The 22,464-nt window shown below is 70.6% G+C and carries 25 protein-coding genes and 3 pseudogenes; 14 read left to right on the top strand and 14 right to left on the bottom strand.

Annotated features, from left to right (window positions below; all coding sequences use genetic code 11):
* Positions 1-26: 26 nt before the first annotated feature.
* Positions 27-234, bottom strand: a pseudogene (locus AC31A1_RS03185) (IS5/IS1182 family transposase); the annotation flags it as partial.
* Between AC31A1_RS03185 and AC31A1_RS03180 the strand changes: the two are divergent.
* Positions 142-375 carry a hypothetical protein gene (locus tag AC31A1_RS03180; protein WP_489651746.1) on the top strand — a complete coding sequence of 78 codons (234 nt, stop codon included), beginning with the start codon at positions 142-144 and terminating at the stop codon, positions 373-375. The pseudogene AC31A1_RS03185 and the gene AC31A1_RS03180 overlap by 93 nt on opposite strands.
* A gap of 93 nt (positions 376-468) precedes the next feature.
* Here AC31A1_RS03180 and AC31A1_RS03175 read toward each other — a convergent pair.
* A pseudogene (locus AC31A1_RS03175) lies at positions 469-633 on the bottom strand (alcohol dehydrogenase); the annotation flags it as partial.
* Between the two features lie 119 nt (positions 634-752).
* Between AC31A1_RS03175 and AC31A1_RS03170 the strand changes: the two are divergent.
* The 3 genes from AC31A1_RS03170 (at position 753) to AC31A1_RS03160 (ending at position 3,231) form a co-directional block, all read left to right on the top strand.
* Positions 753-1,145 (top strand): STAS domain-containing protein, encoded by a 393-nt coding sequence (locus tag AC31A1_RS03170; RefSeq protein ID WP_489651703.1) that lies wholly within the window; start codon positions 753-755, stop codon positions 1,143-1,145.
* A gap of 125 nt (positions 1,146-1,270) precedes the next feature.
* The gene (locus tag AC31A1_RS03165; RefSeq protein WP_489651702.1) at positions 1,271-1,861 is read left to right on the top strand and encodes an Rv1733c family protein; all 591 of its coding nucleotides are present in this window, start codon (positions 1,271-1,273) and stop codon (positions 1,859-1,861) included.
* A 92-nt stretch (positions 1,862-1,953) separates the two neighbouring features.
* The gene (locus AC31A1_RS03160) at positions 1,954-3,231 is read left to right on the top strand and encodes an APC family permease (protein WP_489651701.1); all 1,278 of its coding nucleotides are present in this window, start codon (positions 1,954-1,956) and stop codon (positions 3,229-3,231) included.
* Between the two features lie 31 nt (positions 3,232-3,262).
* Here AC31A1_RS03160 and AC31A1_RS03155 read toward each other — a convergent pair whose 3' ends face one another.
* Positions 3,263-3,928, bottom strand: coding sequence for a VOC family protein (locus AC31A1_RS03155; RefSeq protein ID WP_489651700.1), 666 nt, complete (start codon positions 3,926-3,928; stop codon positions 3,263-3,265).
* Positions 3,929-3,941: 13 nt separating this feature from the next.
* Entirely contained in the window at positions 3,942-4,166 is a 225-nt protein-coding gene (locus AC31A1_RS03150) for a hypothetical protein (RefSeq protein WP_489651699.1), read from the bottom strand.
* 32 nt (positions 4,167-4,198) lie between these two features.
* Between AC31A1_RS03150 and AC31A1_RS03145 the strand changes: the two genes are divergently transcribed.
* Positions 4,199-4,657 (top strand): hypothetical protein, encoded by a 459-nt coding sequence (locus AC31A1_RS03145; protein WP_489651698.1) that lies wholly within the window; start codon positions 4,199-4,201, stop codon positions 4,655-4,657.
* A 143-nt stretch (positions 4,658-4,800) separates the two neighbouring features.
* On the opposite strand, the gene AC31A1_RS03140 is transcribed toward AC31A1_RS03145, so the two are convergent.
* Entirely contained in the window at positions 4,801-5,316 is a 516-nt protein-coding gene (locus tag AC31A1_RS03140; RefSeq protein WP_489651697.1) for a DUF2231 domain-containing protein, read from the bottom strand.
* A gap of 362 nt (positions 5,317-5,678) precedes the next feature.
* Positions 5,679-7,271: a peptidoglycan-binding protein gene (locus tag AC31A1_RS03135; protein ID WP_489651696.1), complete on the bottom strand. Its 1,593-nt coding sequence runs from the start codon at positions 7,269-7,271 to the stop codon at positions 5,679-5,681.
* A 468-nt stretch (positions 7,272-7,739) separates the two neighbouring features.
* Here AC31A1_RS03135 and AC31A1_RS03130 point away from each other — a divergent pair, with 468 nt between their 5' ends.
* The 3 genes from AC31A1_RS03130 to AC31A1_RS03120 all read left to right on the top strand — a co-directional run bounded on the left by AC31A1_RS03130 (position 7,740) and on the right by AC31A1_RS03120 (position 8,685).
* Positions 7,740-8,063: a transposase family protein gene (locus tag AC31A1_RS03130; protein ID WP_489651695.1), complete on the top strand. Its 324-nt coding sequence runs from the start codon at positions 7,740-7,742 to the stop codon at positions 8,061-8,063.
* On the top strand, positions 8,027-8,191 hold the full coding sequence (locus tag AC31A1_RS03125) for a hypothetical protein (protein WP_489651694.1): 165 nt from the start codon (positions 8,027-8,029) through the stop codon (positions 8,189-8,191). The genes AC31A1_RS03130 and AC31A1_RS03125 overlap by 37 nt, the downstream gene beginning before the upstream one ends.
* A gap of 332 nt (positions 8,192-8,523) precedes the next feature.
* Complete coding sequence (locus AC31A1_RS03120; protein WP_489651693.1) at positions 8,524-8,685, top strand: transposase; 162 nt, start codon at positions 8,524-8,526, stop codon at positions 8,683-8,685.
* A gap of 154 nt (positions 8,686-8,839) precedes the next feature.
* Here AC31A1_RS03120 and AC31A1_RS03115 read toward each other — a convergent pair whose 3' ends face one another.
* A complete protein-coding gene (locus AC31A1_RS03115) occupies positions 8,840-9,382 on the bottom strand; it encodes an EF-hand domain-containing protein (RefSeq protein WP_489651692.1) in 543 nt (180 codons plus the stop codon).
* A 226-nt stretch (positions 9,383-9,608) separates the two neighbouring features.
* Between AC31A1_RS03115 and AC31A1_RS03110 the strand changes: the two genes are divergently transcribed.
* Complete coding sequence (locus tag AC31A1_RS03110) at positions 9,609-10,508, top strand: NAD-dependent protein deacetylase (protein WP_489651691.1); 900 nt, start codon at positions 9,609-9,611, stop codon at positions 10,506-10,508.
* A gap of 374 nt (positions 10,509-10,882) precedes the next feature.
* Here AC31A1_RS03110 and AC31A1_RS03105 read toward each other — a convergent pair whose 3' ends face one another.
* Complete coding sequence (locus tag AC31A1_RS03105; protein WP_489651690.1) at positions 10,883-12,442, bottom strand: glycoside hydrolase family 32 protein; 1,560 nt, start codon at positions 12,440-12,442, stop codon at positions 10,883-10,885.
* A 223-nt stretch (positions 12,443-12,665) separates the two neighbouring features.
* On the opposite strand from AC31A1_RS03105, the gene AC31A1_RS03100 reads away from it, so the two are divergent.
* The 4 genes from AC31A1_RS03100 to AC31A1_RS03085 are packed head-to-tail and all read left to right on the top strand — an operon-like array spanning position 12,666 to position 17,317.
* Complete coding sequence (locus AC31A1_RS03100) at positions 12,666-14,075, top strand: extracellular solute-binding protein (protein ID WP_489651689.1); 1,410 nt, start codon at positions 12,666-12,668, stop codon at positions 14,073-14,075.
* Positions 14,072-15,034: a carbohydrate ABC transporter permease gene (locus AC31A1_RS03095; protein WP_489651688.1), complete on the top strand. Its 963-nt coding sequence runs from the start codon at positions 14,072-14,074 to the stop codon at positions 15,032-15,034. The genes AC31A1_RS03100 and AC31A1_RS03095 overlap by 4 nt, the downstream gene beginning before the upstream one ends.
* Before the next feature lie 22 nt (positions 15,035-15,056).
* On the top strand, positions 15,057-15,929 hold the full coding sequence (locus AC31A1_RS03090; RefSeq protein ID WP_489651687.1) for a carbohydrate ABC transporter permease: 873 nt from the start codon (positions 15,057-15,059) through the stop codon (positions 15,927-15,929).
* The gene (locus AC31A1_RS03085; RefSeq protein ID WP_489651686.1) at positions 15,926-17,317 is read left to right on the top strand and encodes a glycoside hydrolase family 32 protein; all 1,392 of its coding nucleotides are present in this window, start codon (positions 15,926-15,928) and stop codon (positions 17,315-17,317) included. The genes AC31A1_RS03090 and AC31A1_RS03085 overlap by 4 nt, the downstream gene beginning before the upstream one ends.
* Before the next feature lie 102 nt (positions 17,318-17,419).
* Here the strand turns inward: AC31A1_RS03085 and AC31A1_RS03080 are convergent, their stop codons facing one another.
* A complete protein-coding gene (locus AC31A1_RS03080; RefSeq protein WP_489651685.1) occupies positions 17,420-18,484 on the bottom strand; it encodes a LacI family DNA-binding transcriptional regulator in 1,065 nt (354 codons plus the stop codon).
* Between the two features lie 310 nt (positions 18,485-18,794).
* On the opposite strand from AC31A1_RS03080, the gene gad reads away from it, so the two are divergent.
* Positions 18,795-20,195, top strand: coding sequence for a glutamate decarboxylase (gene gad / locus AC31A1_RS03075; RefSeq protein WP_489651684.1), 1,401 nt, complete (start codon positions 18,795-18,797; stop codon positions 20,193-20,195).
* A gap of 113 nt (positions 20,196-20,308) precedes the next feature.
* Here gad and AC31A1_RS03070 read toward each other — a convergent pair whose 3' ends face one another.
* From AC31A1_RS03070 to AC31A1_RS03050, 5 genes and pseudogenes are all read right to left on the bottom strand, one after another.
* Positions 20,309-20,551 (bottom strand): hypothetical protein, encoded by a 243-nt coding sequence (locus tag AC31A1_RS03070; RefSeq protein ID WP_489651683.1) that lies wholly within the window; start codon positions 20,549-20,551, stop codon positions 20,309-20,311.
* Positions 20,552-20,596: 45 nt separating this feature from the next.
* Entirely contained in the window at positions 20,597-21,373 is a 777-nt protein-coding gene (locus AC31A1_RS03065) for a threonine aldolase family protein (protein ID WP_489651740.1), read from the bottom strand.
* A 55-nt stretch (positions 21,374-21,428) separates the two neighbouring features.
* Entirely contained in the window at positions 21,429-21,701 is a 273-nt protein-coding gene (locus AC31A1_RS03060) for a cupin domain-containing protein (protein ID WP_489651745.1), read from the bottom strand.
* Positions 21,702-21,817: 116 nt separating this feature from the next.
* Positions 21,818-21,898: pseudogene (locus tag AC31A1_RS03055) on the bottom strand (helix-turn-helix domain-containing protein); the annotation flags it as partial.
* 104 nt (positions 21,899-22,002) lie between these two features.
* Positions 22,003-22,464: alanyl-tRNA editing protein (locus AC31A1_RS03050; protein WP_489651682.1), on the bottom strand; the 462-nt coding region annotated here is incomplete at its 5' end.

The raw sequence follows: 22,464 nt of genomic DNA, 5'->3' as shown, positions 1-22,464 counted from the left end.
CGGAGCGGGTGAGTGGCGTCGTGCGTTCATGAGGCGAGGGCAAGGTTGTACAGGTGGGCGACGGTCTGGACGGCGTGATGGAGGCCGTCGCAGCGCTGCCGGCAGTCGCGGCGGATCTCGTAGTTCTCCAGGCGGGATGACATGTTCCACACGGGCGCGGACCTCACGGTGAGCGGCATTGTCGTCGTGCGGCACCGCCATATCGCGATTGAGGTAAGCGCCGTCGCCGAGCAAGGCAACAGCTCCCATCGTGAAGGACACCCGGATGCGGGCACCTGGACCTCCCCGAAAAGCGCGATCATCGTCACCGGAGGCTGTGGCCCGTCCTCCCTCCTGCCGATCTCAGGTCAAGAAGGCACAGCGGTCGGGTTCTGACGGGCCGGCACAGGCGATCGGGCCGGTGTTGTCGCGTCAGTACGCGGGGCGTAGGGCGGCAGGGCGGCGAAGGACTCCAGTCCCGTCGCGCCGGCCAGGGTGCACCTCGGGCACGTCGCCCTTGAGGATGTGCAGATCGGTTCCGCAGATGGTGACGGCGTCGACGCGCACGATCACGTCGATGGCGTCCTCGATGCCGGGATCCGGGACGGTGTCCCAGGAGGACTGTCCCGGCCCGTGGGAGACGAAGCCCTTCATGACGTTCCTTCCCCATTCGGTCGACTGCCCCCGTCTGTCCAGCGTGTCCGGGGCCGTCGGTTCTGGCTTGGGCCGGTCGACCCTTCCGTGCGGGACCACCTGGCCGGTTGGCTCGCACCATGACCGAGATCCACACCACCGCCGCCCTGCGCTCCTCGGAACGTGTGATCACCGGGACGACCGTCGTGGCGCTGCGCGGCGAGATCGACCTCCTCGCGGCGCAGCCGCTGTCGGCGCACCTGGACATGCTGACCGCCGGCCCCCGCCCCGATCTCGTACTGGACCTGCGCGCCCTGTCGTTCATCGACTGTGCCGGGCTGGGAGTGCTGTGCCGGGCACGGAACCGGACCGCGGCCCGCAGCGGACGGCTCCGAATCGTCACCGGCAAGACGGGCTTCCTGCGGATCCTGCGCCACGCCCAGCTCGGCGGCGGCTTCGAGATCCATGCACGGCTGCCGAACGCCCTGGCCGCCGGGCCGGAGTCCGGCGACGCCTCCGCCACAGCGGGCTGAACGGCCCGTCCGGGCCCGGGAGGCGGTGCCGATGGGGCACCCGACAGCCCCTGTTCGGCCCAAGCGACGTCATGTTCCCGACTGACACCTTCGGCATGGCGACCACGACGAGGAGGTGCGGAACCATGGGCAGGAACAGGCGTATGAAGAAGCGGCAGTGGCCGTTGCGGAGCAACCCGTTGCGCCGACACGACGACATCGCCGAGGCCTGGATCGTCCTGGTCGTGTGGGCGGTGGTCCTGGTGGGCAGCGCCCTCGCCGGCTTCGTGACGTCCCACGCCGCCGACGAGGTGTTCGCCGCGCAGCGCACCGAGCGGCACTCCGTGCAGGCGGTACTCCTCACGGGCACCCCGTCCCCCGCCGCGGGAGTCGGATCCCGCGGCCTGATCAAGGCGAAGGTCCGCTGGACGACCGCCGACGGCACCCGCCGTACGGGCAGCGCCCTGGTGGACACGGGGCAGAAGGCCCCATCCAAGGTCGTGATCTGGCTGGACTCCGCAGGCAACTCCACCATCGAACCGCCGAGTTCGAAGGAGGCGACTCTCGAATCCGCCGTCCTGGGCCTGACCGCCGCACTCGCCTTCGCCGGTCCGGCGTGCGGCAAGAGGCCCTCGCACGGTATCGGCTGGACCGGCGCAGTATCGACTCCTGGACTTCGGAGTGGGACCTGGTGGGGCCGAGTTGGGGTCGAAAGACCAGCTGACAAGACCAGCTGACGCCCGGCACACGGCACAGTAGGACCATGCCTCTCCGGCAGCAACTCCCTCCTCCTCGGCTACCGTGCGCCGAGTACGAGGAGGAGTGAGCGATGAACGCGGACAGAGCCCAGACAGGGACGGGTGGGATGAAGCGGCGTCTGGACGTGTCCGACGCCGTGGTGATCGGTCTGGGGTCGATGCTCGGAGCCGGGATCTTCGCGGCCCTCGGCCCGGCGGCCGACGCCGCCGGTTCGGGGCTGCTGCTCGCTCTGGCCCTGGCGGCCGTCGTGGCCTACTGCAACGCGACGTCCTCGGCACGGCTGGCCGCCCTCTATCCGCGGTCCGGCGGCACCTACGTCTACGGCCGCGAACGCCTGGGCGACTTCTGGGGCTACCTGGCCGGCTGGGCGTTCGTCGTCGGCAAGACGGCCTCCTGCGCGGCCATGGCCCTCACCGTCGGCGCCTATCTCTGGCCCGGCCAGACCCACGCGGTGGCCGTGGCCGCCGTAGTGGCGCTGACCGCGGTGAACTACACCGGGGTACAGAAGTCCGTCCTGCTCACCCGCGCCATCGTCGCGGTCGTCCTGGCCGTGCTCGCCGCCGTCATCGTCACGGCGCTGACCTCCACCCGTGCTGACACCGCACGGCTGGACATCGGCACGGACACCAGCGTCGCCGGGCTGCTCCAGGCCGCGGGCCTGCTCTTCTTCGCCTTCGCCGGCTACGCCCGTATCGCCACCCTCGGCGAGGAGGTCCGCGACCCCGCCCGCACGATCCCGCGCGCCATCCCGATCGCGCTCGGAATCACCCTCGCCGTCTACGCCCTCGTCGCCGCAGCCGCCCTGACACTGCTGGGCCCGCGCGGGCTGGCGGACGCCACCGCCCCGCTGTCGGACGCGGTGCGCGCCGCGGGCGCCGGCTGGCTGGTGCCGGCCGTCCGTGTCGGCGGGGCCGTCGCCGCGCTCGGCTCACTGCTCGCGCTGATCCTCGGGGTCTCCCGCACCACCCTCGCCATGGCCCGGGACCGGCACCTGCCGCACGCCCTGGCCGCCGTCCACCCCCGCTTCGGTGTCCCCCACCGCGCCGAACTCGCGGTCGGCGCGGTGGTCACCGTCCTCGCCGCGACCACGGACGTGCGCGGCACCATCGGCTTCTCCTCCTTCGGCGTCCTGGCCTACTACGCCATCGCCAACGCCTCCGCCTGGACCCTCACCGCAGAAGAGGGCCGGCCGAACCGCCTCGTCCCCGTCACCGGCCTGGCCGGCTGCGCGGCCCTCGCCTTCGCCCTGCCCACGAGCACCGTCGTCTCCGGCGCCGCGGTTCTCGTCCTCGGGGCTGGGCTCTACGGTCTACGACAGGTCACGACGGCAACGAGCGGTGGCCAATAGGCATGGATCCCCTGAAGTGCGATTCAGGCGGTCATCCTTCGTCGTAGCAGAGGCAGAAGGGGTGGCCGGCGGGGTCGAAGAGCACTCGGACGTTCTCCTGCGGCTGGGACTCCGCGACCGTGGCGCCCAGGGCGACCGCCTCGGCGACCGCCGAGTCCAGGTCGCCCACCTGGAAGTCGAAGTGCATCATCGGACGCTGCTCCCCGTCGGCCGGAGGCCAGACCGGGGCCCGGTAGTCGTCCGCCTGCTGAAATGCGAAGAAGGGCCCTTGCGGTGAGGCGGCGACAATGGCAGTTCCCGGCTCCTCGTGTCCGATGTGCCAGCCGAGCAGTTCGGCGTAGAACCTCGCCAGGCCGCTGGGGTCCGGCGCCTCGATCGCTGTTCCCCACCACATGCCGTCAGTTCGAGATTTCATTCCCGCAGCCTGCCGTATACCCCGTTTGTCGCGCGAGAAGCGTGATCGGGCAGCTTCGATGGCCGAGACGATGGTGGTGAAGTCGTCGTCGGTGACCACCATCGTGGAGGCTTCCCGCGCGACGGCGGCGCCGGAGCGGCCCAATGCGATACCGATGTCGGCGATGCGGAGCTTGGCTTCCGGTGTGCTGCGGGCGAAGACCACTTCGCCTTCCGACGCCAGGAGTTGATCCAGTTCTGGTTCGGCGAGCCGGTCGAGTTCGGTGCCGGTGACGACGTGCACGCGAATGCCGGCCTTATGGGCGCGGAAGGTCGCTCATAGCGACCAGGCCGAGAAGACACAGGTCGAGTTGGGCTTCTTCGCGCTGCGCGGGGACCGGTGCTCCGATGGGCAGTTGACGGACAGCGACGGCCGGTACGCGCAGCCCGAAGTCCGCGTAGTCGTTCATGGCCGAGGTCGCGGCGGCACGGTCGTCGTAGGTCAACGGGTGTACGCCGCCGGGGTGTTGGAGGCGGTACACCTCGGCAGCACCTCTTCGGGGGCGCCATTGGTGTGCACCGTGAGGACAGTGCCGCCCTCTGCGTCCTGCTGCTCGTCCACGGGCCCCAGGGCGCGTTGGTCGAGGGTGACCGGGCAGCCGAGGACAGTGGCCAGCTCCAGCAGAGCGAGTTCCGTGGGGTCCCCTTCGCCTCGGCCGTAGCGCTCCCGGGTAGTGCGGCGTTGGTGCAGGCTGCGGCGGAGCGCACCACGAGGTCGGTCTGCGGCATCGGCACACGCGGGTCCGCGGATCCCTCGGAGGTCCACAGCGAGGTGACGCGCATGTGGATCTCGGTCAGGGTGCCGGTCCTGTCGGTGCAGATCACCGTTGTCGAGCCGAGCGTCTCCACGACGCTGAGGCGCTTGACGACGGCGCCGCGCCCGGCCAACTCCCGGACGCCCACGGCCAGAACCAAGGTAATGGTGGGCAGCGGCCCCTCGGGCACGTTGGCCACCACCAAACCGATCGCGTAGAGCAAGACCCAACTGGTCCCACGGTGATCGCCGGGACTGGACACCTTGCTCGCCGACGGCACCGCCGCCCCTGTCATCGCTTGGGGGCATCACGCCGAGTGCTGGTCCGGAGACGCCCGCCCCCCACGGCGGCCCTCGTCCTGTCAGCCGCCGTTCTGCGTGGCCGTCTTGGAGTAGTTGTCCTGCCAGGCGGCCTTGGCACCCGAGTCACCGATCCGGTAGACGTCCACCACGGCGCCGACCGCGACAGCAAGGGAAAGAGCCACGACCACGCCCCGAACCAGTACCGAGGGCGACCACGAAGCACTCGCCAGCCCTTCCTCGGCCGGTGCCGAGCGGCGGGCCGTCCACCAGACGACGGCCGAGAACGCGAAGAGGCCGAGAGCCCACGGCAACAGGCCGTCGCCGAGTTCGGCGTGCTTGCGCACCAACGGGTCGCTGCCGACGTGCTGTTCGAGCCACTCCCCCGCGTGGGTGGCCACCGGCACGCTGGCCAACGTCACGAGCGCGAGGATCGGAAGCAGAAGTCCCAGCCGCCGGGCACCTGCGGGCCAGGCCGCGCACACCACGAGCGCCAGGGCGCTCAGGGGTACGAGCACGATGACGAAGTGCACGAACAGGACGTGCGCGGGCAGTCCGTTGACGACAGTGAGGCTCATGAGGGCTTTCTCCATGGGAGGTTGGCCGGACGGCGGACGCCGCGGAACCCTCCGCACTTTTTCACAGGGACTTCTCAGTTACCTCTGAGCCTCATCCGAATCACGCTCCCCGTGACCCCCACGGGGAGCCGGTTCACGAAGCGAGTGAGAAGCAGTTCTTCTCCTCCTGGCTGAAGTGCGGGCGGAGAACGGCACGGAGCCACATCGAGCGTGACGTCGCGTCAGCAAGCCGGATCAGTGCACCGCTCACCTTCGAAGACCTCGGAAAGCGGGCCTGTCTCCGCCGCGGCGAGCGAGTGCGAGACGAACGAACCGTCATGGTCACTCCGTCCCGCACACTCGCCGCCGGAGGGGCTGGGCGGTCAGCTACCGACGAGCATCTGCCAGGTCTGCGGTCCCACCTGACCGTCCACGCCCAGGCCGTGCGCGGACTGGAAAGCCCGGGCGGCGCTGTTGGTGCCGGAGCCGAAGCTGCCGTCGACGGTGAGACCGTAGCCGAACTTGTTCAGCTCCACCTGGGCTGCCCGGACAGCGTCACCACTGGAGCCCGATTGGACCTGGACGATCAGCGCCGACCACGTCTGCGGACCAATCTCGCCGTCGACGCCGAGACCGTGCGCGGACTGGAAGCTCTTGGTCGCGGCCAGGGTCGCAGACCCGAACTGGCCATCAGCGGTGATCGACGCACCGTGGTAGCGCAGCAGGTACTGCGCGGCCAGCACATTGTTCCCGGTGTCGCCGTCGATGACGTTCGGCCAGGGCGGCGCGACGGTGCCACCGCCCGTTGCGCCGCTCCCTGTGCCCACGAGCATCTGCCAGGTCTGCGGTCCCACCTGGCCGTCCACACCCAGGCCGTGCGCGGACTGGAAAGCCCGGGCGGCACTGTTGGTGCCGGAGCCGAAGCTGCCGTCGACGGTGAGACCGTAGCCGAACTTGTTCAGCTCCACCTGGGCTGCCCGGACAGCGTCACCACTGGAGCCCGATTGGACCTGGACGATCAGCGCCGACCACGTCTGCGGGCCTATCTCGCCGTCGACGCTGAGACCGTGCGCGGACTGGAAGCTCTTGGTCGCGGCGAGAGTGGCCGGCCCGAACTCGCCGTCGGCGGTGATCGAGGCACCGTGGTAGCGAAGCAGGTACTGCGCCGCCTGCACGCTGGGCCCCGTCATGCCATCGGTGATGTTCGGCCAGGACGGCAGGATGACACCGGTACCGCCGCCGCCCGTGCCGCCCCACTGGCCGAAGTCGGCGGCCATCGCCTGGTCGAGGTCCGCGTCGTGCCCGGCGACCGCGATGCCGTTCTGGACCTGTCTCAACTGCGCGCGGCTGTCCCAGTTCCCGCCGGACCACGCGTACGTCTGCCAGCCCCAGGCTATCTTCCCGCTGTCGAAGAGCTCCTGGATCACGTGGTAGCCGCCGTACGCACCGGTCCGGGACCGGCCGATCACCGAGGCGACGCCGTCGAAGTAGGAGTTGAGCGCGGAATACATCGAGGGCTGGAGGTCGAAGTCGACACTGAAGTAGATCGGCCGCGACGACGGCATCCCGTTGGCCAGCGCTTGCCGCTGTGCCTCGGTGGCATGCCCGGCCCCCTGGGCGTAGGGGTCTGAGGGGACGCCGCTCTGCCAGTCCTGCAGCCCGTCGGACTCCCAGTTGGAGACGATGCCCAGATCCGCGGCGGTCAGGGCCTGAGCCTCGGACAGGGTGAGGACCTTCGGGTTCGGCAGCCAGCTGAGGTAGCGGCACACGAAGCCGTAGCCCGCCGCGGCCACCGAACCTGCGGTGAGCGACGCGTCGGAGTAGTCGATCCCGTAGCCGGTCGCCGAGGCCGCCGCGGAAGCCGCGGAAGCCGACTGGGCGAATCCGATGCCGGTCGCGGTGGCCACCGCGGCACCTCCGGCGAGGGTCAGCAACCTGCGTCGAGACAATTGACGGCTGTGGCCGAACAGGCTCATGACATGTTCCAATCCTTGACGTCTGGTTGCGGGTGAACAACGCGGGATCCGCCGGGCGACACGGCATGCGAGTCCTGCTGCCGGAGCCAGCTGTCCGGCGCTTGGGCGGTGCCAGTCGGAAGCAGCGCTGCAGGTGATCTTTCGGCCCCGTTCCGGCCCGTGTCCACGGCGAGTCGGGATCTGGCGGGATCGCGGGACCTCACCGGCACTGACCTGCCGGGATCCGCAGCAGCGTGACGATCGAACGGGACAGTTTCGGCGCGGCCGCCGAACAGGGCCGCTGCGTGGGTGCCGGCCCAGGTCTCGGTCGCGATGGGCTCTGGTGCTGTGGAAGCAGCGCGAAGCCGCCCAGAACTCTCCCGGGTCTTCACAGGTGAGCGGTGCGCCGGTTCGGCTTGCTGACGCGACGTCACGCTCGGTGCCGGGTCCAGCGGCTCGGCCCTCGACGCAAGGTGCCCGTCGACCTGCGTGCTCATTTCTGTTCTCCACGCAGAACGATCATGCGGGAGCCGCGGGCCTGCTCAACGATACGGCGTCGGCGCTCGCCCTCGACGGGGTGTCCGTCGGCCGCGTCTCGCGGCCGGCGGACGGGACACACCGGGTCCACCTGGCCACCGCCGACCAGACGGCCCGGGTGTGTGCCCGGTCTGCGGGGTGTTCGTCACCGGAGTGAAGGGCTCGGCGGTGGCCCGGCCCCGCGATCTGCCGTACGGCGAGAGCGGGTTGGAGTCGCGCCGGCACAAGCGCCGCTGGTCGTGCCGAGAGCCTGGCCGCTGGCGCAGGTCCTACTGACCGTCGTCCAGCTCGTCACGGCCACCGACCGCGCCCGCGCCCAGGTCCACACCGGCCTCGCGCACTTGCGCCAGGACGCCACCGCGAAGCGCCTGCCGCCGATCATCTGGGGCAGGGCACGGGGCTAACGGATGCTGGACGGCGCCCGGGAGGCCCGGACCGGCTACGAAAGGGCGCTCTTCGAATCGGTGCACCACCGGGTCGCCCACTTCATCGCCGGGATCCGGCTGCCGCACCGGAAGAAGACACCCGACGCCCCCTGCAGCCGCACGGTCATGGCACCGATGGGCGCGATCGAGTCCAGCCAGCCCGCACCTCCTCGCCGGCCTGGAGCGACCAACCCGTGGAAAGCAACGGGACGCAACCGCCCAGCAGTTGACTCTCCGTCAGGCAACGACCTGACACCCCGCCAGGACCCTGCCCCTGCCCCGCCGCCCCCCTCCGACACCAGTGACCTCGAATGGCTCCTCCTGGAACGGCTCCTGCCCGTCCCCGCCTGCCAGACCTCCGAGGGCGAGGCCCCGAGAAATGGCCCCGCCGACGCGTCGTCGACGCCATCCGCCACATCACCGCCAGCGGCGCGACATGGCGGGCACTGCCCGCCGACTTCGGCATTCCCTGACGCATTTGTGCTCGGCTACTTCGCCCGCTGGGCGAAGGACGGCGTCCTGCGTCACATCCAGCGGATGACGATCCTCGCCCGGGCCGCGCCCCGTATGCACCTCACCTGGCAGGCGGCCCGCCGCGGCCGGACCTGGACGGCCGCCGACTGTGCCTCACCCGGCGCCGATCGGGCCGCACATCAGGTTGCCGGGTTCGGCAGGGTCGTCGCTGGTCCAGAACTGGGTCCACAGCGCGGCGAACTCAGGGCGGCTGAGGTAGCCGTCGGCGTCCTGGTCGAGCCGGTCGAAGGCACCGCCGGTCGCCACGGGCCGCCCGTGCCAGGTGTCGACGAGACGCTGGTGCTCGCCGCGCGAGATGCGCCCGTCGGCGTTCTCGTCGACCGCGTCGAAGATGGTGTCGGCGGTGGCGGTGACGGCCTCGGGGATGGTCGGCAGCAGGTCCACCATGGCGAGGAAGTCGTCCATGTCGATCCGGCCGTCCCGGTCCGTGTCCACCGTCTCCGACAGATGCTGCCACCAGCCCTTCAGTACGCCGTCCACGCGCGCGGCCAGTTCCGATGCCTCTCTCACGCGCGGCAGCCGGCCCCAGCGGTCCGCCAGGGCCACGAAGTCCGCCTCCTCCAGATAGCCGTTGCCGTCCGCGTCGAACGCCTCGAACATGGCCTGGAGCTTGGTCCGCTGGAACTCGCTGGACATCACGTGCCTCCTCACTCGCGGTACTGAGGACATGCTGTGTACTGAGGACATGCTGTCCGCGGCCGGCCGCCCCGCAACGGCGCTCGCGCTCACCGCGGCGGACACCCGCGCGCCCACGAGCCCGCCCGGTGCGGCGAGCGCCGGTTTGCCCGCATTGGACGGGGAGCGATCCCCCGCAACTGTCCACGCCCGCCGGGAGCCGCCGCCGATTCCGTACCCTGGCGGCATGCGCATGCGCCCCACCCTGAGCTGGACCCCCGCCGCGGCGGATCTGCTGCCGGGCACCACCGACCTGGAGCCGGTCGTCGACGCGCTGAGCGCCGGCGGTGTGCTGGTGCTCAGCGGGGCGGGCCTCTCCACAGAGTCGGGCATCCCCGACTACCGGGGCGAGGGCGGGAGCCTGAGCCGGCACACCCCGATGACCTACCAGGACTTCACCGCGAGCGCGCACGCGCGGCGCCGGTACTGGGCGCGCAGCCACCTCGGCTGGCGCACCTTCGGGCGGGCCCGCCCCAACGCGGGACACCTGGCGGTGGCCGCCTTCGCGCGGGACGATCGCGTCTCGGGCGTGATCACCCAGAACGTCGACGGCCTGCACCAGGCCGCCGACAGCGAGGGCGTCGTGGAGCTCCACGGCAGCCTGGACCGGGTCGTGTGCCTCTCCTGCCGCGCCATCAGCCCGCGCCGCGAACTCGCCCGCCGTCTGGAGGCCGGGAACCCGGGCTTCGACCCGGTCGCCGCCGGGATCAACCCGGACGGTGACGCGGACCTCACCGACGCACAGGTCGGGGACTTCCGCGTCGTGCCGTGCGCCGGCTGCGGGGGCGTCCTCAAACCGGACGTGGTGTTCTTCGGCGAGGCGGTTCCGCAGCAGCGCGTCGAGCACTGCCGACAGCTGGTCCGCGAGTCGACCGCGCTGCTGGTCCTCGGCTCGTCGCTGACGGTCATGTCCGGGCTGCGCTTCGTCCGTCAGGCGTCGCAGGAGGGCAAGCCGGTGCTGATCGTCAACCGTGACCCCACCCGGGGCGACCCGCACGCCCGCACCCGGGTCGCGCTGTCGCTGGGAACGGCCCTGACGACCGTCGCCGACCGACTCGGCATCCCGGGCGGCGGGACGGCGGGCTGACGTCATCCGCTTCCGAAGGTGATCGGTCGGTTCGGGGCCGGTGGGCGTGAACTCCGGTTGGCGACGGGAGAGATGGGTGTGATCCGTCCGCTCGGCCCGCCCGCGGCGGATTCCCCCGACGCGCAGGGGCTCCACCAGAGCAAGGTCCAGGGCTGGCCGAGAGCCACGTTCGCCCGGTTCGATCTCGGTACGCGGCGGGAGGTCGGGAGAGCCTCGCCGGCACGGGCCGTACGACCCGGACGCGGAAGACGTTCGGCTTCGCCGCGTCGGCGGGGCGGAGCGCGGATCCCCCACGACCGGGCGGCCCGTTCCGGTGTTGCCGATCGGGTTCACGCGTACGGCGCGCACCCGCGCCCCGGCCGGCCTGACCGGCCTTACACCGAGAACTCGCGTATCACCGTGTTCCGGAACACCGCACTGCCGCCGATCGTGAACAGCGCGAGCCGGGTGTCCAGCAGGTACGGGAACACCTGACTGGTGTGTACGTAGCGGCCGTCGTCGACGAACATCTCCACCGACGTGCGGTCCACGAGGATGCGCAGCTTCACCGTGCCGGCGGACGGGTCGAACGGGGTGTGGCTCTCCTGCCACTTGCCGGACGTGTCGGCGTTCACCGTGTTGCGTCGGTTGAGGAAGGCGTAGTCGGCGTAGACACCGGCGTCGACGTGCCGACCGCCGCTGGGTGAGCGCCTCAACTGGAGGCCCGCGCCTATGAGTTGGGACCAGGTGATCTCAGTCGTCACCTCGTAGGAGATACCGGTGTAGTCGAGCACCTTCGTGCCGTCCACGGTCACGTCGCCCAGATTCACGGTGCGGGAGACATGCGCGTCGAGGCCGGCGACGGGCTGGGAGGCGAGGTAGTAGGTGCCGTCGGACGCCTTCTTCAGGGTGATCTCGCGGACGATGGAGTCGGTGCCGTTGAAGCCGTCGCAGTCGATGGTGGGGGTGGTGTCGGCGTAGTCCCAGTTGTTCACCCACCCGATCGCGTAACGGGCGGCCGTGTCCACCGCGCCGCTCGCGGACCGCTTCTCGAAGGTGACGCCGGCGTACCAGTCCCAGCCGTGGTCGAGCCACTGCGGGTCACTCGTGTCAGCGGTGAACGCGCTGCCGTTGAAGGAACCCGTCCAGTAGGCGTACGTGTTGGGCAGCCCCGAGCTCTTCCCGTTGGCGCTCACGCCGAGCACCCATTTCACGGTGCCGTCGCTGGCGGTGATGCGGAACAGGTCGGGGCACTCCAGGACGCCGATGCCGTCGTGGACGAAACCGTTCACGTACGTCCAGGACTTGAGGTCGTCGGAGTGGTAGAAGCCGATCTTGTCGTTCTCGGCGAGGGCCATCACCCAGCGGCCCCGGTCCTCGTCGCGGATCACCTTGGGGTCGCGGAAGTCGGCGACGCCGGGGTTGGGCAGGACGGGGTCGGTCCCGTGGTTGGTGAAGGTGAGACCGCCGTCGGTCGAGTAGTACAGGAACTGCTCCTGGTGGTCGGTGCCGCCACCGGGGGACATGGTGACGATGACGACGACCGCGCCCGCGCCGAATCCGGCCGTGTTGCCGGTGTCGACCACCACCGAACCTGACCAGAGATCGCCATTGACCGTGGTGTCCTTGGGCACGGCGACCCCGCGGTCGGTGAAGGAGACCAGGTCCTTGGTGGTGGCCAGACGCCACGCGGTGCCGACGACGCCGGTGAAGTAGTCGGCGTTGTAGAGGTAGTAGTAGTGGTACTCGCCGTCGATCCAGACGGGCCGCTGCGGGTCGTTCTTCCACTGGTCGGGGACCGTGAAGTGGTATGCGGCGCGGTAACTCGCCCCGCTCACAGCCGACTTGGGTTTCGGGGCGGCCATGGCCGTTCCGGTGGGCAGCAGCGCGGCGGCGGTGCCCGCCGCCGATCCCGCGAACAGTGATCTCCTGGAAAGTCCCGACGTTCCGGGCATGACGCATCGTTCCTCTCGTGACGGCCCATGAGGGCCCGTGGCGGCTCGTCACACACGCGAGTGCGGCTCACGGTGCGGAGGGGGTGAAAAATCGGCTCCTGCGAACGAGGACTGTAGACCTAACTCGTTAAAGGTCAAGCGTTCCCGACCCTTGACAGGCCTGCCGCCCGCTTCCCATCATCTGGGGCATCATCCCTGAACTAACACGAGTTAGGCCCGTTAGATGACTGACTCGCACCTCCCCCGCCGCACGCTGCTGCGGTACGGCGCGTACGGGACCGGAGCAGCCGCTCTGGCCGGTACCGCCGCGAGCTGGGACCGGCTCACGGGAGCCGACATCCCCGGCCGTGACGACGGCTCCCTCGTCGTCGCCACCCTCGGCTCCGCCTTCGACCCGGCCACCGTCGACGCCCTCACCAAGGGCTTCCACCGGATCCACCCGGACATCCCGCTGCGGGTGAACGCGGTGCAGGCCGTCGACTGGTCGGACTTCTTCGCGAAGATCCTCACCCAGATCGCCGCGGGCACCGCCCCCGACCTGGTGTATGTGGCCACCGAGGGCGTGCAGTTGTTCGCCCACCGGCTCGGCGTGTCCCTGGACCGCTGGGTGCGGCGGGACGCGGCGGAGCTGCGCGAGTACTTCGCCGACGTCCACCCCTCGCTGGTCGAGTCGATGATGTACGAGGGGCACCTCTACCAACTCCCGATGGAGTTCAACGCCGCCGACATGTACCTCAACAAGCAGGTGCTGAAGCGGGCGGGCGCGGAGTTCCCGGCGGCCGACTGGAGCCGCGACGACTTCACCGCGCTGCTGCGGCAGTTGAAGCGTGGCGGCGGCGCGCACTTCACGCCGTACTTCTGGACCAACCGGCTGTGGGGCGGCGTGGTGCCCTGGCTCTTCGCGAACGGCACGAACCTGCTGAAGGAGTCGAAGGCGCCCGGCGGCTCCTGGCTGTGGGACACCTTCTACCCGGCCGCCGACCGGAAGGGGCGCGGCGGAGGCTTCCGCTGGACGACCCCGCAGGCCACCACCGACCGCGTCGAGGAGGCGTACGACTATCTCGCCTCCCTCGTCCAGGAGGACCTGTGCACCCGGCCCGAGGGCGGCAACGGCAGCAACCTGGTCGGCGTGTTCTCCACCGGCCACGTCGGCGTCACACCGGCGGGCGGCTTCTGGGCGGGCGGTCTGCAGCTGGCCGGCATGCGGGCCGCCGACTACGACGTGCAGTACTTCCCGCGCTGGCGTACCCAGCGCCACCAGTTCGGCGCGGCGGGCTACGCGCTGCTGCGCACCTCGAAGAAGCAGGAAGCCGCCTGGGAGTTCATCAAGTACGCGGCGCGCAAGGACACCATGACCCGGCTGTTCAAGAGCAACCAGACCACCCCGGCCCGGCGTTCGATGCTGGACACCGCCCGCTACGCCGCGAGCGGCCCGGCGCACTGGCAGGTCTTCTACGACACCCTCGACCGGTTTCCCGACACCGGCCCGATCCCCGCGCCGCCGCAGGTCGCCGAGGTGACCGACGTGCTGCTCAAGTACACCGGCACCGCGCTGGCCTCGCCGCGTGCGGTGGGTCCCGCGCTGCGCCGGATGCAGGGCGACCTGGAGCAGGCCATGGAGCGTGAGGTATGACGAACACCCAGGTCCCGAACTCCCAGGTTCCGCCCGTCCGTTCGCGGCCGACCGCGCCACCCGCCGCCGTACGGCCGTCCGTCCGCGACCGCGGCGCCCGGCTGGTGGCCGCGCTGTTCCTGGCGCCCACGGTCGTCGGCATCGTCGTCTTCACGGTCGTGCCGATCATCGGGTCGATCGTGCTGAGCCTGTTCCAGTGGAACGTGATCGACCCGCCCCACTTCGTCGGCGGCGCCAACTACGGCACGACCTTCACGGACTCGACCGTCCTGGTCTCCTTCCGCAACACGCTCCTCTTCATGGTCCTCGCGGTCGCGCTGCAACTGCTGATCGCGCTGTCGCTGGCGCTCGCCCTGAACGGGCGGATGCCGGTGTGGCTGCGGTCGGTGTTCCGCTCGGCGTTCTTCTTCCCCCTTGTACTGTCCGCCGCGTCTATCTCGGTGGTGATGAAGTACCTGTTCAACCAGGACTTCGGGGTGGTGAACTGGCTGATCGGCCTGGTCGGCGTCGCGCCCGTGCCCTGGCTGACCTCGGAGCACGCGGCGATGGCCACGGTGGTCCTGGTCTACGTCTGGCAGCAGTTCGGTTTCTCGTTCCTGCTGTTCGTCGGCGGTCTGAACAACATCCCCAAGGAGATCCACGAGGCCGCCGCCCTCGACGGCGCGACCGGCCTGCGCAAGCATCTCGGCATCACGCTGCCGCTGCTGTCGCCGACGCTGCTCGTCGCGACGGTGGTCGGCATCATCAACGCCCTCCAGGTCTTCGAACAGCCCTACGTCCTCACCGACGGCGGACCCGGCGACGCCACCCGCACCGTGGTGATGGTGATCTACGAGAGGGCCTTCGAGCAGCTCGACTTCGGCGAGGCATCCGCGGTGGGCGTGCTGCTCTTCGTGCTGATCATGGCGGTCACCGCCCTCCAGTTCCGGCTCAGCCGGCGTTTCGTCCACTACCAGTGAGCCGGTGAGCCGCATGAGCGCTATGAGCCAAGCAACCCCGACCCTGAAAGCAACCCCGACTCTGAGCCGCGTACGTTATTCACTCGCCCCCTGGGCCCGGATCGCCGCACTGACCGTGTGCGCCCTGCTGACGCTGGGCCCGGTCATCTGGACCGTCGCCACCTCGCTGCGCACCCCGGCCCAGTCCTTCGACCTGCCCCCGCAGATCATCCCGACGCACCCGACGACGGCGGCCTACCACGGGGTCTTCCAGCAGATCGACGTGTGGCTGCTCGCCCTGAACTCCACGCTGGTGACGGCGCTGATCGCCGTCGGCCAGATGATCACCGCGGGCCTGGCCGGATACGCCTTCGCGCGCCTGGAGTTCCGTTTCAAGAAGCCGCTCTTCGGCCTGGTCCTGGCGACCATGATGGTGCCGTTGCAGGTCACCATCGTGCCGGTGTTCCTGGTGCTGAAGACGATGGGCCTCACCGACACACTCCTCGGCCTGATCATCCCGGCCTTCCCGACCGCCTTCGGCACCTTCCTGATGCGCCAGTACTTCCTCGGTATGCCGAAGGACCTGGGCGAGGCGGCCATGCTGGACGGCGCGGGGACCTGGCGGATCTTCCGCTCGGTGTACGCGCCGCTGGCCACACCCGGCCTGGCGATCGTCGGCGTACTGGCCTTCAACTACCACTGGAACGAGTTCTTCCGCCCGCTGATCCTGGAGACCTCCAGCCAGAACTACACGCTTCCGCTGGGTCTGGTCTCCCTCCAGGGCAACCTCGGCACCGGGTCGATCTCGGTGGTCCTGGCCGGGGTCGTGCTCTCCATGCTCCCCGCCGTCGCCGTGTTCGCCGTCGGCCAGCGCCCTCTCCGCGAGGGCATCACCTCCGCAGGAGTCAACCGTTGAGCACTGACCCCAACGCGCCGCGTTTCAGGGTCCGTCCGCCCGCCGGCTGGATCAACGACCCCAATGGGCCGTTCCGTTGGCGGGACCGCTACCACCTCTTCTATCAGCACAACCCCGACGCACCGGTGCACGCGAACGTCCACTGGGGTCATGCCTCCAGCGCCGACCTCGCGCACTGGGAACACCACCCGATCGCGCTCACCCCGACGCCCGGCGGCCCCGACGAGGCCGGCTGCTGGTCGGGCTGCGTGACCGACGACGCCGGCACACCGACCGCCGTGTACACGGGAGTTGACCATGCCCACACCGGACTGGGCACCATCTGCCTGGCGCGGGCGGCGGACCCGGACGACGAGCGGCTGACCGAGTGGAAGCCGCTGCCGACGCCGGTGGTGGCAGGGCCGCCGCCGGGACTGGACGTGGTGATGTTCCGCGACCCGTTCGTCTTCCGCCACGCGGACCGGCGCTGGGCCCTCGTCGGGGCCGGACACGCCGACGGCACACCGTCGGTCCTGCTCTACGACTGCGACGACCTGACCGACTGGCGGTTCGCCGGTGTGCTGGTGGACGGCAGGGACCCGGTGGCCGCGGGCGCGTTCGGCGACAAGTCCGTGGGCTGGGAGTGCCCGCACCTGTACCGGACAGCAGGCAGCGACCACGTACTTCTGGTGTCCCTGTGGGACGGGGATCCCTGCTCCACCGGCTACCTGACGGGCCGTCTGGAGCCTGACGGCCAGGGCGCGTTGAGGTTTGTGCCGCGCGCCGGCGGCCGGCTCGACCAGGGGCGGGACTTCTACGCTCCCGCCGTGCTCCAGGAGCCGGACCGCGCGCTGCTGTGGGGCTGGTCGTGGGAAGCCCGCCCGCAGGAGGAGGTGCAGCGGGCCGGATGGGCGGGCGTACTCACCGCGCCCCGGGTGGTCGACGTCCACCCCGACGGTTCACTGCGGGTGAGTCCGGCCCCGGAACTCGAACTGCTGCGCCCGGCCGAGCCGTTCGTCACCGCGCCGGGCCGGGTTCCGCTCCCCCACGCGTACGACCTGACCGTCACCGCATGCGGACCAACCACGGTGAGCCTGCTCCGGGACGCGGCGGGCCGGGAGCTGACCGTCCGGGCGGACCCTGCCTCGGGGACCGTCGTCCTCGACCGCGGCGCCTGGCCCCGGACCGGCAGGGAAGGCTCCGCCCCGATCACCGTGCACGTGCCGAAGGGGCCGGAACTCGCGCTCCGGCTGCTCGTCGACGGCTCGCTCCTCGAACTCTTCGTCGCGGACCGGGCCATGGTCACCGAGCGCGTCTACCGGCGCCCCGGCGACATCGCCGATCTGGCCGTCGACGGGCCGGGTGCCCGGGTCACCGGGTGGGCGCCGGACCCACGGAGGCATGGCTGATCTCGGGGCGGACCGGGCACAGGCACGGTGACCGGGTGAGCGCCGGATGCACGGAGACGTGGCTGATCACGGAGCAGGCCAGGCACGGGCCGCGCGCCCAGGTCACCAGGTGGGCGCCGGACCCACGGAGGCGCGGCTGACCACGGGGCAGGCCAGGCGCCGCACGGTCGCGGGCGGCGTGGGGCCGGCTTCGATGGCGTCCAGGAGCAGCCGGGCCGCCGCCTCGCCCATCGCCCGGTGCGGCAGCGCGATGGAGGTGAGCGGCGGGGTGAGGAACGCGGCCATGTGTTCCTGGTCGTCGTAGCCGACCACCGACAGATCGGCGGGCACGTCGATGCCGAGCCGGGTCGCGGCGTGCAGGACACCCGCCGCGACCCGGTCGTTGTAGCACAGGACGCCCGTGGGGCGACGGCCCGGCTCGACCCCGTCGAGCAGGCGCAGCGCCCCCGCGTGTCCGGCGGAGATCTCCCCGCCGCCGCGCACGATCCACTCCGCGGGCACGGTGACGCCCTCGGCGCGGAGCGCGTCCCGGAAGCCGCGGGTACGTTCCACCGAGGCGATGTCGTCCAGACCGCCGATCACGGCGAGCCGACGGTGTCCCGCGGCGAGCAGCAGCCGGGCCGCGGTACGGCCACCGGCGCGCTCGGCGGGGACCACGGCGGGCAGGGAGTCGTCCTCGGGCAGGCAGTTGGCCAGCACGGAGTGGGTGCGGTGCAGGCCCTCGGGCACGCGGACCCGGCGTAGTGACATGGCCGCGTAGATGATGCCGTCCACGCGCCGGTCGAGCAGTTCCGCGACGGCCGCGTCCTCCTTGGCCGGGTCACCGCCGGAGTCGACGGTGAGGACGAGATGGTCCCTGTCCCACGCGGTCTCCATGGCGCCGCGCAGCAGCCGGCCGGCGAACGGCGAGGACGCGATCTCGTCGGTGACCAGCCCGATCACGGCCGTACGGCGACGGCGCAGACCGCGGGCCACCGGGTCGGGGCGATAGCCCAGCTGGGCCGCGGCCTGCCGGATGCGTTCCTGGGTGGCGGGCGAGAGGTTGCCCTCGGCGCGGCCGTTGAAGACGAAGGACACCGCGGTATGGGACACGCCGGCGATCCGGGCGACGTCCCGTGACGTCGGGCGCCCGGTGCCCGTGTTCCTGCTCTCCTCGGCACCGCCCACGCCGTCCGCCGTCCTCGCCCAGCCCGTCCCTGTCGATCACCGTCCACCCTATCCGCGGGGAGCGCCACGGCACACAGGAGATCCTCAGAGCGCCGCGGCGCGGGCGTCTGACGTGCCCAGAAGAGGGAAGCCCCCAGACGCGAGTCCAGCCCTGCGAAAAGTAATGCCCAGTATGTACAAGGGAAAATCCGGTTCATCAGTCCGCAAATCGATCACTGGATCGGTGTAATCGGCACCTACGCCGTACCGCTCGGCGATCTAGCGTCGGAGTGCACGGGGCCGCACGGACCAGAAAGGCATCCAGACACTCATGCCCATCCCGCATACCGACGTCATGCCCGAAGCCGAGTTCGACACCCTGACCGTTTCCCGCGGCGGCGGGCTCCCGCCGGCCGTCGACCTCCTCCAACCCGTCGACGAGCTGCCCGAGTTCGCGTCGGAGCCCGACCTGGTCTGCCGCCGGGTACGCGACGAGCTGATGCTCGACGGCAACGCGCGTCTGAACCTCGCCACCTTCGTGACGACCTGGATGGAGCCGCAGGCAAGGGAGTTGATGGCGGAGACCGCCGAGAAGAACCTCGCCGACCGCGCCGAGTACCCGCAGATCACGGCGATGGAGGAGCGCTGCGTACGGATGCTCGCCCGGCTCTGGCACGCGCCGCACGCGGAGCAGGTCCGCGGCTGCTCGACCACCGGCTCCAGCGAGGCCGCGATGCTCGGCGGGCTGGCGCTCAAGCGCCGCTGGCAGGAACGCCGCCGCGCCCAGGGCAAGGACACCGCGCGCCCGAACATCGTGATGGGCGCGAACGTCCAGGTGTGCTGGAAGAAGTTCGCCAACTACTTCGAGGTGGAGCCGCGTTACGTCCCGATGGAGCCGGGCCGCTACCACCTCACGGCCGACACGCTCACCGCCTACTGCGACGACAACACCATCGGCGTGGTGGCAATCCTCGGGTCCACGTTCGACGGTTCCTACGAGCCCGTCGCGGACATCTGCATGGCCCTGGACGGCTACCAGGCCGCCACCGGCACCGAAATCCCCGTGCATGTCGACGGCGCGTCCGGCGCGATGGTCGCCCCGTTCCTCGACCCGGGCCTCATGTGGGACTTCCAGCTCGAACGCGTCGCCTCCATCAACACTTCGGGACACAAGTACGGCCACGTCTTCCCGGGCCTGGGCTGGGCGTTGTGGCGCGACGCGGAGGCCCTCCCCGACGACCTGGTGTTCGAGGTCGACTACCTCGGCGGCAGCTCCCCCAGCTTCACCCTCAACTTCTCCCGCCCGGGCGCGCATGTCGTCGCGCAGTACTACAGCTTCCTCCGCTACGGCGTCGAAGGGCTGCGCAATCTGGCGTCCCAGAGCCGCTCCACGGCCCGCGCACTCGCCGCACGCATCGCGACCATCGCGCCCTACGAGTTGATCACGGACGGCTCCGAACTCCCCGCGTTCGCCTTCCGGTTGACGCCCGGCACGCAGGGCTTCACGGTGTTCGACGTCTCCCACGCGATGCGCGCCCGCGGCTGGCACCTGCCCGCCTACAGCTTCCCCGCGCCCTGCCAGGACGTCTCCGTCCTACGTCTCGTGGTGCGCACCGGGTTCACCGCCGAACTCGCGGGCATGTTCATCGCCGACCTGACCGAGGTCACCAGGAACCTCCACGAGACCCGCCCGACGCTCGCGCCGCCGCACCAGCCGCTCGTCACCGCCTGACGACGACGTCCGGCGACACTCCCCCACCCTGGCCTCCATCTTCGTAGAAGCCAAGTCGCCTTCCCCGAGGCCCCGTTGGGCGTCGGCCGGTACGCGGTCCGCGGCAACGCCCGTCAGTGGGTGTGGCGGCGGACCGCGTCCAGCAGTTGGTCGATGTCGTCGGCACTGTGCGAGAAGGCGGTGACGAAGCGGACGATGCCCGGCTCCCAGCGGTCGTGGTAGAAGGCGTAGCCCTCGGCGAGGAGTCCTTCGGTGACCTGCTGAGGCAGGCGGCAGAAGAGGATGTTGGCCTGCGGGATCGACAACAGACCTGCCCCGGCGACGGACTTGAGGCCGTCGCCGAGCCGAGCGGCCATCGCGTTGGCCTGGCGGGCGTTGCGCAGCCAGAGATCGTCGGTGAGCTACGCGTCGATCTGGGCCGTGTTGAAGCGCATCTTGGAGGCGAGTTGCCCGGCACGCTTGACGCGGAAGGCGAGTTCACCGGCGAGCGCGGGGTCGAAGGAGACGATGGCGTCGGCGCTCATCGCACCGTTCTTGGTGGCGCCGAAGGACAGTACGTCGATGCCCGCCTTCCACGTCATCTCGGCCGGGGTGGCGCCGAGTTGGACCAGGGCGTTGGCGAAGCGCGCCCCGTCCATGTGGACGCGCAGGTCCGCGTCCTTCGCGATGGCGGACAGTTCGCGGATCTCCTCCAGGGTGTAGACGCTGCCGCTCTCGGTGGCCTGGCTGATGCTCACCGCGGACGGCTGCACGCTGTGCACGTCACCGGTCCGGCGACGCACCGCCGTCCGCAGCGCCTCGGGGTCGATCTTGCTGTCGTCGCCCGGCACACCGACGAGCTTGGCCCCGTTGGTGAAGAACTCCGGCGCGCCGCATTCGTCGGTGTTGATGTGGCTGTCCGGGTGGGAGAGCACGCTCCCCCACTGCGGGGTGAGGGCGGCCAGGCTCAGGCCGTTGACCGCGGACCCGGTGGAGACCGGGAAGACATCGACGTCCCGCTCGAAGATCTCGCCGAGCCTGCGGCGGGCGCTGTCGGTGAAGGGATCGTTGCCGTACGGCAGGAGCTGCCCGGCGGCCGCGTCGGCGACGGCGCGGGCTATCTGCGGGGACGCTCCGGCCATGTTGTCGCTGATGAAGGCACGGCTGGAGGGAGTGGTGGCGATGGTGGAGGTGCTCATGAGCGGGGGTCCCTCGGTCTCAAGTACTGCTGAGGTCACGGCCGTTGACGGGGTCTCAGGTGCTGATGGGAGAGGCGAAGACCACGGTGATGTCGACTTCCTCGGCGCCGGTCCGGTAGAAGTGCGGGGCGTCTCCGGCGAAGGCGAGCATGTCGCCGGGGCCCAGGTCCTGCGGGGCGTCGACGGGGCCGGCGGTGACGTGTCCGGTGGCGATGAGCAGGTGTTCGATGGTGCCGGTGACGTGCGGTACGCCGGCCAGCTCCGTCTCCGGCGGGATGCGCAGCCGCCAGATCTCCAGGCTGTTGCCGCTGCTGATCCGGCGTAGCAACTCCCTTGAGACCTCGCCGGGTTCGATGTCCGTGCCTGCCCGGAAGACCGGCCGGTGTCGGCGTCGCGCGCCAGCAGGTCGGCGATCGGGATGCGCAGGGCGATCGCGATCGCGTCCAGGGTGTCGATCGTGGGATTGCCGTTCCCGGCCTCCAACTGCGACAGGGTGGCCTTGCTCAGCCCGGCCCGCCGGGCCATCTCGGCGGCGCTCATCCCGCGCTGCTGACGGCGCAGCCGGATCTTGGCACCGACCGCGGCCGCGGTACTGCTCACCGGCCGGCGGCCGGAGGGCGGGGGTGTCATCAACGGCTCCGGTGGGTCGCGGTGTAGGACACGCGGATACGGCCCTTCTTGACCTTCAGCGTCGGCAGCACCACGTCGGCGAGGTCCCCGAGGCTGCGTACATGCGTGCCGCCGCACGGCGCGGAGTGCAGCGCGCCGAGCTGCACCACGCGCCGCCCGTCGGGGAGGTACCGAGCGGAGACCGGCAGATCGTCGGCGACGGCGGCCGCCACCGCGGCGCGCAGCAAGGAGGTCACTTCCTCCCGCCCGTCCGGGTCGGCCAGCCGTGCGTCCGCGTGCGGCGCCTGGAACTCGATCCGAGCCTGACCGGGAAAGTGAATACTCCCGGCCATCTCCCACCCCTGCATCCGCCCCACCGCCTCGACGATGTGCCCGGCGGTGTGCAGCGCCGCATGCAGCATCCGTTCCCGCAGGTCGATCCGGGCCCGCACCGCCTCCCCCACGGCGAGGTCCGGAAGACC

The sequence above is a fragment of the Streptomyces sp. P5F9 genome, assembly GCF_057961495.1.
Note: the sequence above shows the minus strand (reverse complement) of the source record. Positions and strands in the feature narration are given on the sequence as shown.